Source organism: Collinsella aerofaciens (assembly GCF_039752955.1).
GTDB lineage: Bacteria > Actinomycetota > Coriobacteriia > Coriobacteriales > Coriobacteriaceae > Collinsella > Collinsella aerofaciens_BI.
Window position 1 is genome coordinate 4,576 of record NZ_JBDMHB010000044.1, and the last position, 10,931, is coordinate 15,506.

Genomic DNA, 10,931 nt, shown 5'->3' on the forward strand with positions numbered 1-10,931 from the left:
CATGGCAGCGAACGCCCTGGGAAAGCGAGAAGTGTAGATGAGTATCAAACGTTTGGCACTTTGCCGCAGCCAGGGCCGTCTGTTTGTGCTGCTTCGTTTTGCCGGTCAGGATGTCGCCGCGCTTATTGAGCGGGAGGGTTCTCAAGCGTTTGTCCATGCGACGACGAGCGGTTCTCGTGTGCCGTCGCTGGTGCTCCCGGTCGATCATGGCCGTGTGCTGGCGCTTTGCCCTTCCGTTTCCGGTTACGAGCGCGAGCTCGCCGTCATGGTACTTCCGTTTTTGGATGGCTCGTCGATGGATGTCGTTTTTGCATCCGGTGGTCAAAGGTTGGGCTCTATTCGCCTCGATAGCCGCGTGGCCAAGCTGGAATCCAAGATTAACTACAAAGCAAAGCCTGCGCTGTGCGCGCTTATCCGCGATGCGCAGCGTGGCGAATGCTGCGGTCGCTACGAGATCGATGCCATTCGCTATTTGCCGGCAGACTCCGGCGCGGTGTGGCGCTATGAGGTTACCTGGGCGGGAGACCCCCAGTGCGCACCCGAGTTCCAGATCTCCGATACGCATATGAATGCCATCGATGTCACCGTGCATGTGTTTGAGTCGCAGGTCGATGTGCCGCAGCAGGACGGATGCCGCGTCAATAAAACGTTTCTGAGCGTTGAGATGCCTCAGGATATACGAGATTTTGTCGCGATCGTGAGCGATCCCACAGAGCGGATCCAAAGCGGGTTTTGCGCCATGGATGGTCGCCTGTACAACGGCATGGTCGACGACAGCTGGAACCGTATGAAGGACGCGCGTGCAGACGACGCAGCTTATCGACGTTGGTTTGAGCAGCATCGCGCAAAGCCGGGCGATTTGGCGTGCCAGCGTGTCGCTTCGGCGGCCTTTGCCTATAGACCGCTCGTGAGCATTGTGGTGCCGTGCTACAAGACTGATCGGGTCTACCTGCGCGAGCTGCTGGAATCGGTGCAAGCCCAGAGCTATGACAACTGGGAATTGCTGCTTATGGACGCCTCGCCCGAATGGGACGCGGTGGCCACCCTTGCGGCAGGTGCCAACGACGAGCGCATCCGTCGCATCGAGCTTCCCGGCAACGGCGGCATTGTGGTCAACACCAACGCAGGTATCGAGCAAGCGACAGGCGACTACATCGCTTTCTTGGACCACGATGACATTCTGGAACCGGACGCGTTATTCCAGTATGTTTCCGCGCTGAACAAGGCGGCCGAGGGCGAGCGTCCCCAGGTCCTGTTCTGTGATGAGGACATGTTCCAGAAAACGGGGGAGTGGGGCCAGCCGGTCTTTAAGACCGTACTCAACGTCGACCTGCTCTATAGCCATAACTGCGTGACGCATTTCCTGATGGTGGAGAAGGCGCTCATCGATCACATTGGTATGTCCCCAGAAGACGTTGCGGGCGCCCAGGACTACGACTTGACGCTTCGCTGCCTTGCAGCCGGCGCGCGCTTTGAGCACGTTGCGCATGTGCTGTATCACTGGCGCGTGCATCCGGGATCGACCGCCGATGGCTCTGCCGATAGCAAGCCGTATGCCATTGAAGCGGGTCGTCTTGCGCTGCAGCGCCACTTTAACGCGCTGGGCGTTCACGGAACGGTCGAGGAGACCGAGACGCCGTTTGTCTACCGCATGCGCCATGCGCTGCCGGAGCCTGCGCCGCTGGTGAGCATTGTGATCCCCACCAAGGATCACATTGAGACGCTCGATGCCTGTGTGATGTCGATCGCCCAGAAGGCCACGTATACCAATTACGAGATCGTCTTGGTGGAGAACAACAGTGAAGCCCCGGAGACGTTTGCGTATTACGAAACCCTGCCAGAGCGCGTGGCTGCAGCATCCGAAGGCAAGGGCATCGCGCGCGTTGTGTACTGGCCGGGCGAGTTCAATTACTCTCAGATCATCAATTTTGGTGTGAAGCACGCCAAGGGTGACTACCTGCTGCTGCTGAACAACGATACCGAGGTCATAAGCCCGGACTTTATCGAAGAGATGATGGGCTATCTGCAGCGTCCCGATGCGGGCGTGGTGGGCGCCAAACTCTACTTTGCCGATCATCTGGTGCAGCATGCCGGCATTTTGATTGGCGTGCGTGGCGCACTTGCCCATGCCAACCAGGACTTCTCGGCAAAGCGCGAGGGCTATCTTGCCCGTGCCGTGCGCCCGGGCAACTTTAGCGCCGTGACGGGTGCCTGCCAGATGGTGCGACGCGACGTATTTGAGCGCGTCGGCGGCTACAACGAGGAATTCGCCGTCGGTTTTAACGACGCAGACTTTTGCCTGCGCGTGTGGGAGGCGGGTTACCGCACCATCTTTACGCCCTATGCCGAGCTGTACCACTACGAGTTCACCTCGCGCGGCAGGGAAGAGGCCAACGAGGAAAAGCTGCGCCGCTGGAAGCGTGAGCAGGCGCTGTTCATGCAGCACTGGCCTGAGTTCTTCCTCGATGGCGACCCGTGGCTCGGACCAAACCTATCCTCCGACAGTGAGTACTTCTCGTTTTAGTGCGAAGTAATGCCAAGGTCCGGCAAAGTATCCTCCAGAGCTGCAAGAGCGGTGGGGTTCAGGTACTCCTCGTTCAAGCAGCTCTTGTCATATCGAAAACGTGTGTCTCGTGAGCATTCGATGAGTTCTGCAGTAAAGAACTTCTCCCAGCTAAAGAACTTTGAGCTTTCGATATGTTCAGCGGGGTTAAGCAGCATGTCCTTAATGTGTTTGCTGTTGAATAATCCCGACTTCAACACGAGCCATTCAAACGATTCCGGTAGGAATAGCTTGATGTTCTTTCGGCGCAATAGAGCAGCTGCTTCCGCAATTTCTGGTCCAAAGGCGGCACCGTCGGCAATCACGAGGATGTCGTTTTCCGGTGCGTCCATAATGCAGTTGCAAATATTTGATTTGCCTCCCGCGCTGATGCATTTAATGCTGCTCTTTTTGCATAGCAAACTGAAGAATTCGTAGCCCGAATTTGTGTCCTCGACAATGACAAGCTCGGGCCTCTCGCCTCTAAAATCAGTATCACCGTAAATACGATATGTAGAGGTGTAGACACGAGAGTAAACGGGATACTTCGTTGTGGTTCGGTTGGTGTTCTTAAGACCGTAGATTTCATCAACGCTATAGGGCAGTTGGCGCAGTGACTCTCTGGCGACAATTACGTAGTAGTTTGAGCTACGCTTTGCTTCATGGGCAAATTCTCTTGATCGAACAAAAGTATTGCCCTCATCAATAAAAACAATACTGCTGGAAATCTCTTGGAGATCTCTACGCCAATATTTTCCAGATATTGTTTTACAGGGCACTTTGCAACTTACTGTTACGCCGCTTTGTGCCCCAAGCTCTTCGTGAGCTGCCACCATATCAAGCAGAGTTGTCTTGCCTGTAGCACTGTTACCTTGGATGATGGTCAGATTTCTATTGATGGTCAGTTTAAACTGAACCCGGTTATTTTGAATAATTACCTTGTATGATCCGCGCATCAGGAGTTCTCCCTTAGGCATTTTCCAGCTATGGGGACAAGGTCAAACATTGTGTGGACTATATCGCCCGTATTTGCAATGGTTACCGTGAATTTGCCGTTTCCAAAATCCATTATGTGGTAGAGATTGATTGTTAGATCCTTTTGCGCGGCGATCCTCAGAATCCAGTAGGCGCAATTATCACCGCAATTTGAGGCGTTATATATATTCTGCGGCATAAAGTACATAAGCAGTAGCGTTTTGGTGCCGCTGGATAGTTTCTCGGGAGGAATGATGCCTAGAATCTTGGTATCGATTGCATTGGGGCCTACCACGGTGCCTTTGTCGATGGATTTTATGACCCTTTGGGCAAAGGAGTCTTGAAACCACTGGGGCGAATATACGTTATCGAAGTAAACGGACGTGTTGTAGATAACGTTTTCCATATCACCATAGTGAATTGTTAGCACGTCAGCTCCTTCGGCTTGCTGATTTGGCATCTAGTGAGATTGATTATATCGCAGCACATGAGGCGGGCGTTATCGGCCCGCGGTAGATGTGATTGATGACCAAGGTTTGTATTTTGTTGCTTTATTATTCAGTTCACTCGTTTAATCAGTTCGCTCATGCGCTAAGTTTGCCTTAGAAGCTATTTAGCGTAACGGTTGAGGTGTGGCGACTCATATTTAAATTGCAGTCACAAAGACACCTTTTATCGATTTCCCGTTGAAATACTGAATTGATAGTTTAAAAATAACTTAAGAGAGCCTTAAATCTCGGAAAAAGGATGTCGTATGAAAAACCTTCGAGAAAGATGGCACGGACTAACAGTGCTGGGAGTTGTTGCATTTGCTGCTGCCTGCATGACGGTTGCCCCGGCGCCCTCATTTGCTGATATTGCTGGCGGTGGCGGAGGCGGTGGACCGATTACGGAATGGTGTTCCGACGGTCGTCCGAAGACTGGACTCGTTCGGTGCGAGGACGGCAACCTTCGCTATTTCGATCCCGAAACTGGCGCCATGGTCACGAACCAGTGGCATAACGAATACGAAGCTGTCTGGTACTATTTTGGCGCTGACGGGACCGCGGTGTCGGGCTGGCAGTCTATCGGTGGGGACAAGTATTACTTCTATCCCGAAAACCATGATATGGCATACGGCCGAGTTCAGATTGACGGCAAGAACTACTTCCTGAACACCCCTGGTGCCAACGCCGATGGCCGCATGCAGCATAGTGGCTGGTTCTACGACTCCATCTACGGAAAGTGGTCCTATGCGACCTCCGACGGTGAGCTATTGACCGGTTGGCATAATCTCGGCGGGGCTTGGTACTATTTCAACGAATCTGGGGTCATGCTGACTGGCTGGATCAACGATTCGGGTACCTGGTACTACACTAATGCCTCCGGTGCGATGGTCACTGGCTGGCTCAACATCGGCGGTACGTGGTTCTACCTCGACGGCTCGGGCGCCATGGTCGCTAACAGCTGGCGCAGCCTCGGCGGCTCCTGGTACTGGTTCGGCGACTCCGGTGCAATGGCCACTGGCTGGTTCTTGGCAGGCGGCTCTTGGTACTATGCGAGCGGTTCGGGCGCCATGGCAACCGGCTGGCTCAGCAATGGCGGCACGTGGTATTGGCTCGGAGGTTCGGGCGCTATGGCCTCTAACTCTTGGGCTAACGTTGGTGGAGTTTGGTACTGGTTCGACGATTCCGGCGCGATGGCCACCGGCTGGCGTCAGGTCGGCGGCGCCTGGTACTACTTTAGCGGTTCCGGCGCTATGGCTCACGACGCCTGGGTCGGCGACTACTACCTCCAGTCTTCCGGTGCCATGGCTACGAATGCCTGGGTTGGCTCCTACTATGTCGGCGAGGACGGCAAGTGGATTCCGGGCTACGGTTTAGTTTGGTATAAGAACGGTAGCGATGTTTACCATACGCATAAGTGCCGTACCGTTGGTAAGGACGCAAAGGGCTATTCGCAGATCTCTATTCAGGAGGCCCAGAGGCGTGGCGCTTCACGAGAGTGCAAAAACTGCCAGCAAATTGGCTAGCACATTACTGAGCTAGTTTTGATTGAGGCCCCGTTGCCCTGAAGCGACGGGGCCGCTGCGTGATTGGATACCGTGCTGTTATGAAGAAATGGTCATTCGGAGTGCTGGCTTTTTCGGGCCTCATTTCTTTTGGGCTCCTTTTGGGTTCGCCCTCGATGTTATACGCCCTTGATTCGAATAACACTGACGAAGGTCCCGCATCTAACGTTGCTATTGCTTCTGTCGAGTCAGGCGTTGATGCTCAGCGCGAATCGACCTTCGCTGTCGAGCAGAACTCTCAGGTGGATAATGAGACCCCTTCCGAGGTTTCGAATCAAATTATTTGGCATCAGGGGTGGATATCACCCGAAGAAGGGGCTGGTTTTTGGCGTTGGGGCTTGTCCGACGGAACAATCGCTGTTTCTTCTTGGAGACATATAGACGGTAGCTGGTACTGGTTCGACGACGAAGGTCGAATGGCTCAGGATGGGTTGGTTCAAGTCGGGGGTGCGACGTATGCCTTCTCCTCTTCGGGCGCAATGCGTGTCGGCTGGTACCTAGATTCTACGGGCTCCACTTCTGCTTGGCGTTATTTCTCCGGTTCTGGCGCCATGGTAAAAGGCTGGCTTTCAGACGGCAGCAACTGGTATTGGCTGGATGATGAGGGCAAGATGGTCCACGATGCGATGCTGCAGATTGGGGGAGCCACGTATGGATTCTCTTCTTCTGGTGCAATGCTTATCGGATGGCATCTTGATGCTTCTGTCTGGCATTATTTTTCCGGCTCTGGCGCTCTGGTAAAGGGCCGGCTCTCGGATGGGGGTCGTTGGTACTGGCTTGATCCTGCAGACGGTTCTATGGCCACCGGGCTGAATGAATGCAATGGCACCTCTTATATCTTTAACAGTTCAGGGGCCATGCTATCCTCCCAGTGGGCACTTATTGACAACAACTGGTATTACGCTGACTCCAACGGCTTACTGCATGGAGGTTGGTTACTTCTAGGGAATTCTTGGTATTACCTGGATCCAGGAAGCCATATTATGCTCACGGGCTTTGTGCAAGTGGGCTCGTCCACCTATTTCCTTACGAGCTCAGGTGCCATGGCAACAGGCTGGGCACTTGCTGATGGTACTTGGTATTACGCCGCATCAAACGGAGCTATTCAACGAGGGCGATGGATAAAGTCCGGAAGCGCCTGGTATTACCTTGATGATGTATCCGGCGCAATGCGTACTGGTGAATTTGCGGTAGGAAGCAAGCGCTATTTTTCTTATGATTCCGGTGCAATGGCATCTTCGTGCTGGATCAACTTGAACGATGGTATGGTATGGGCGAATTCGTCTGGAGCACTGAGCGAGCCGTTGCCTACTTCATCTGATGGATCTCCTGTAGTCGCTGATCGTACTGACTCGTCTTCATTGCCAGGTGTGATTCATATTGGAGATGCGGTTTTCTATGCGGATGCGAATGGTGTCGTTAACGTGGCGTCTGGTTGGATTATGTCGAAAGACGCTTCTGACGAAAGTGGCAATACTTGGTACTACGCATCTTCCAATGGTGTCCTTAAGTCTGGTTGGCAATATGTCAACGGTGCGTGGTATTGGATGGACCCTTCCACATTCAAGATGAAAACTGGATGGCTTAATGACGGCGGTACGTGGTACTGGCTCCAGCCTTCGGGTGCCATGTTTGCTAACGGGTGGCTGAAAATCGATGGCGTTGACTATTACTTCAATGCAAGTGGTGCATGGTTGAATACGTCTGGTTCTGTTTTGGGGGTCAATAGGTCCAGCTTGGTCAATTGGCTTATGAGCCACGAAAACGACGGCTATTACCGTGGAACACGCTACGACACGCATCTCAGCCAGGAAACGTGCATGTACCCAAAGGGTGATCCGCGTTGGGACGGTTATACGGGCATGAATTGTGGTGGATTTGTATCGCATGCATATATGAAGGCGGGCGGGAATTTAGCTCCCATTGCCGCCGAGCAGAGCCATTCCCCTTGGAGTGGAGGTCCCGGAAGGGGCGGCTGCGTAAACGCTTATCGTTGGTACGGCTACGCTATCGATACGTGTGCGAACGTGACTTATTTCAACTCTATTGATGAGTTGTTACGTAGTGGTTTGGCTCGTAAGGGGGACATTGTGTTCTTCAATCCTTACAACCCATATGCGGACGATAGCCACATTGGCTTTTTCTGGGGCAATTCGCCGAGCGAAAATTTGTTCTGGCATAGTGATGGTTATGGAAATCGCATCTCCGGTTTGACCGCTTTGGGCCCATCGAAAGTAATACTGATTCGTTAGAATTCCGAGTTGTAGGGGACTCTCTGGACCCCCTACCTTTTTGACATCTGGTTTGAAAGTTTATTTGAAGTCGGTATTCTTGGGGGCAAGAGGAGGGGGCAATGAGCCTGCGGGTTCAACCCTGCCGGTAAGTTCTTCTTTTCTTTGCAGCATTGCGCCCAACTATTTATTGTCCTAGATGGCATCTTGTCCTGTTAGATGTTCGGGAATCTTTCATAGCTATGCTGTAAGCTAGACGCAATCAAGAGCGAATGACGAGGTTTACATGAACAAACATCTTAAGTTGTTTTCGGCATTGTTGGTGCTGATGCTCTTTGCGCCCGTTTCTATGTTTGTATGCCCTGCGGATGCAGAGGCTGCTCAGACTCTGGTTGAGAATTCTTGGCGTTATGAGGGTGGACAATTAGTTTCAGATGATGCTTCTTCCGAAGAAGACGGAATAGCTTTATTGTCTATGGACGCTCTTCCCGATGGGGTTACAGCTCAGGGCATTGACGTCAGCGAGCACCAAGGGCGTATTGATTGGGACGCAGTTAAAGCTTCTGGCATCGATTTCGCTATTCTGCGCGTTGGGTTTGGCGCTCCGTCTTTCGGCGGTCGAGTTGACTATCAATTTAATCGAAATATTTCTGAGTGCGAGCGACTCGGAATTCCCTACGGCGTCTATGTCTATTCATATGCTTTTGATAATCAACAGGCAGCCGATGAGGCGTCCATGGTGATTGACTGCCTATCGGGGCACAATCCTAGGCTACCGGTGTATTACGATCTTGAGGACAAGACAATTATTGCAGATGGTCGTCAATCCGGAATTGCATCTAGAGCTCAGACATTCTGTAATAAGATTTCTAGTGCTGGATATAAGCCAGGCATTTATGCAAACCTAAATTGGTTTAACAATATATTGACCGACCCTGTATTTAAAAGCGGTTCTTGGGATCATTGGATTGCTCAATACAACTCCCAATGTCACTATACCGCCAGTTACAGCTTTTGGCAGTATACAAGCCGCGGAAAAGTTTCTGGTATTAGCGGAAATGTTGATATGAATTACGCGTATGTTGATGTCTCTCTTTATTACTGGCAGTTAAAAGAGGGCACTTGGTATTACGCAACCTCTGACGGCAAAGCGTATACCGGATGGTTGCGCCAGGGCGGAGCCTGGTATTGGCTCGACCCCGACGCGGGCGGTGTAATGGCCACCGGGCTCTACGAGTGCAACGGCTCCATGTACTGGTTCAACGCCTCCGGCGCGATGGCGACCGGATGGGTCCTCGACGGCGGCACCTGGTACTACGCGACTGGCTCCGGCGCGCTGGCGCGCGGCCCCGTTTCCGTCGGCGGCGTGCCCTACTGCTTCGACGCCCGGACGGGGGCCATGCTGACGGGTTACCAGACTGATGCGCAGGGCGTCCGCCGCTACTTCGGCAGCTGCGGTCCCCTTAACGGCTGGGGCCTCGTCGACGGCTCCTGGTATTGGTTCGCTGACGGTATCGCCTCGACCGGCTGGCTTTACACCGGCGGCTCCTGGTACTGGCTCGACCCCGACGCGGGCGGCGCCATGGCGACGGGCCTCCATTCGTGCAACGGTTCCGCATACTGGTTCAACAGCTCCGGCGCAATGGCGACCGGATGGGTCCTCGACGGCGGGACCTGGTACTACGCGACTGGCTCCGGCGCCCTCGCCTCCGGCTGGCTCAACCTAAACGGTGCGTGGTACTGGCTCGATCCCTCGACGCACGCCATGGCCACTGGGCTCCACGAGTGCAACGGCTCCGCGTACTGGTTCAACGCCTCCGGCGCGATGGCGACCGGTTGGGTCCTCGACGGCGGCACCTGGTACTACGCGACGGGATCAGGCGTGCTGGCCTCCGGCTGGGCATACGTCGGCGGCGCCTGGTACTGGCTTGACCCCACGACGCACGCAATGACTACGGGTGTTCAAGAAATCGATGGGGTGCAATACTCTTTTGCTAGCAATGGTGTATGGCTTGGCTAGCAGCTCTTCTTTAATTGCTTTTTTCTAATTACATATTGCTCTTAGCCATCCATTTGTAGACTATGTTTATGTAAAAATTGGTTACTACTGGGGGCTGCACATGGCAAGGAAAAAGCGAATAATATTAATCCTAATCATTCTTTCAACCCTACTGCTCGCTGGGCCCGGTGTGGTTGATATCGCGAACGCAGAACCCATAAGCTCCTCTATCCCTACTGATATTGAGAGGCAATCCGTCCCCTCGACTCTTTCTCCTTCCGATTCAATCGATGATGGTCCTGCTCAAGAATCCGTTAAATGGAATCTGGGTTGGAATGCGTTTGACGGCAACTGGTTCTATGTGGATTCAGTCAATCCGGTCTCGTTGCATTCTGGCTGGCTCTATACCAATGGGGCCTGGTACTGGCTCGATCCCTCGACGCACGCCATGGCCATCGGGCTCCATGAGTGCAATGGCTCCGCATACTGGTTCAATGGCTCCGGCGCGATGGCGACCGGATGGGTGCTCGACGGCGGGACCTGGTACTACGCGACGGGCTCAGGCGCGCTGGCCTCCGGCTGGCTCAACCTAAACGGTGCGTGGTGCTGGCTCGATCCCTCGACGCACGCCATGGCGACGGGCTTTCACGAGTGCAACGGCTCCCTGTACTGGTTTAATTCGTCCGGCGCGATGGCGACCGGTTGGGTGCTCGACGGCGGGACCTGGTACTACGCGACGGGCTCCGGCGCGCTGGCGCGCGGCCCCGTATCCGTCGGCGGCGTGCCCTACTGCTTCGACGCCCGGACGGGGGCCATGCTGACGGGTTACCAGACTGATGCGCAGGGCGTCCGCCGCTACTTCGGCAGCTGCGGCCCTCTTAACGGCTGGGGCTTCGTCGACGGCTCCTGGTACTGGTTCGCTGACGGTATCGCCTCGACCGGCTGGCTTTACACCGGCGGTTCCTGGTACTGGCTCGACCCCGACGCGGGCGGCGCCATGGTGACGGGCCTCCACGCGTGCAACGGCTCAGCGTACTGCTTCAGCGCCTCCGGCGCGATGGCGACCGGATGGGTCCTCGACGGCGGGACCTGGTACTACGCGACTGGCTCCGGCGCCCTCGCCTCCGGCTGGCT

6 protein-coding genes and 2 pseudogenes are annotated in these 10,931 nt (G+C 54.4%); 6 read left to right on the top strand and 2 right to left on the bottom strand.

The window, feature by feature from the left end:
* Positions 1 to 37 precede the first annotated feature (37 nt).
* Positions 38 to 2,524, top strand: a complete 2,487-nt coding sequence (locus ABHR75_RS08500) for a glycosyltransferase family 2 protein (RefSeq protein WP_138112763.1) — start codon at positions 38 to 40, stop codon at positions 2,522 to 2,524.
* On the opposite strand, the gene ABHR75_RS08505 is transcribed toward ABHR75_RS08500, so the two are convergent.
* Together ABHR75_RS08505 and ABHR75_RS08510 are read right to left on the bottom strand one after the other, a co-directional pair.
* A complete protein-coding gene (locus ABHR75_RS08505; protein ID WP_117746656.1) occupies positions 2,521 to 3,498 on the bottom strand; it encodes a translation initiation factor 2 in 978 nt (325 codons plus the stop codon). The two genes, ABHR75_RS08500 and ABHR75_RS08505, sit on opposite strands and share 4 nt — an antisense overlap.
* Positions 3,498 to 3,947 carry a DUF4869 domain-containing protein gene (locus ABHR75_RS08510; RefSeq protein WP_138112761.1) on the bottom strand — a complete coding sequence of 150 codons (450 nt, stop codon included), beginning with the start codon at positions 3,945 to 3,947 and terminating at the stop codon, positions 3,498 to 3,500. The genes ABHR75_RS08505 and ABHR75_RS08510 overlap by 1 nt, the downstream gene beginning before the upstream one ends.
* 549 nt (positions 3,948 to 4,496) lie before the next feature.
* On the opposite strand from ABHR75_RS08510, the gene ABHR75_RS08515 reads away from it, so the two are divergent.
* The 5 genes and pseudogenes from ABHR75_RS08515 to ABHR75_RS08530 form a co-directional block, all read left to right on the top strand.
* Complete coding sequence (locus ABHR75_RS08515; RefSeq protein WP_346964109.1) at positions 4,497 to 5,528, top strand: hypothetical protein; 1,032 nt, start codon at positions 4,497 to 4,499, stop codon at positions 5,526 to 5,528.
* 59 nt (positions 5,529 to 5,587) lie between these two features.
* On the top strand, positions 5,588 to 7,819 hold the full coding sequence (locus ABHR75_RS08520; protein WP_346964110.1) for an N-acetylmuramoyl-L-alanine amidase family protein: 2,232 nt from the start codon (positions 5,588 to 5,590) through the stop codon (positions 7,817 to 7,819).
* 454 nt (positions 7,820 to 8,273) lie between these two features.
* A pseudogene (locus tag ABHR75_RS09950) lies at positions 8,274 to 8,837 on the top strand (glycoside hydrolase family 25 protein); the annotation flags it as partial.
* A 27-nt stretch (positions 8,838 to 8,864) separates the two neighbouring features.
* Positions 8,865 to 9,818, top strand: a complete 954-nt coding sequence (locus ABHR75_RS08525; protein WP_229028348.1) for a PspC-like choline-binding domain-containing protein — start codon at positions 8,865 to 8,867, stop codon at positions 9,816 to 9,818.
* Positions 9,819 to 9,987: 169 nt separating this feature from the next.
* Positions 9,988 to 10,931, top strand: a pseudogene (locus ABHR75_RS08530) (hypothetical protein); the annotation flags it as partial.

Excerpts from the sequence above, each read along its gene's own strand:
- ABHR75_RS08500 (WP_138112763.1), top strand. The coding sequence starts at position 38 with ATGAGTATCAAACGTTTGGCACTTTGCCGCAGCCAGGGCCGTCTGTTT.
- ABHR75_RS08505 (WP_117746656.1), bottom strand. The coding sequence starts at position 3,498 with ATGCGCGGATCATACAAGGTAATTATTCAAAATAACCGGGTTCAGTTT.
- ABHR75_RS08515 (WP_346964109.1), top strand. The coding sequence starts at position 4,497 with ATGGTCACGAACCAGTGGCATAACGAATACGAAGCTGTCTGGTACTAT.
- ABHR75_RS08525 (WP_229028348.1), top strand. The coding sequence starts at position 8,865 with ATGAATTACGCGTATGTTGATGTCTCTCTTTATTACTGGCAGTTAAAA.